At 53.3% G+C, this 242-nt stretch carries 1 protein-coding gene; it reads left to right on the forward strand.

Annotation, left to right across the window (positions count from 1 at the left end; all coding sequences use genetic code 11):
* Nucleotides 1-67: 67 nt before the first annotated feature.
* Nucleotides 68-242: NAD-dependent epimerase/dehydratase family protein (locus SB775_RS33170; RefSeq protein ID WP_410865543.1), on the forward strand; the 175-nt coding region annotated here is incomplete at its 3' end.

Here is a 242-nt window from a genome sequence, read left to right on the forward strand (position 1 = left end):
GAATGGAATGGGGAGGCGCCATCTGTAGCCGAAGAAAGCGGCTCCCGAAAAAGGATGTGAAGAAACCATGAGCAAGCGTGTACTCGTCACGGGTGGAACGGGCTTTCTCGGGCAAAAGCTGGTGCATCGGCTGCATGAAGAGGGCTATGAAGTAACGGCCTTGGGACGAGATCAGCGCATCGGATGCGAGCTGCAGCAAAAAGGAATTCGCTTTGTCCAGAGCGATATAAGAGATAGAGAAG

The organism is Peribacillus sp. SIMBA_075 (assembly GCF_046534585.1).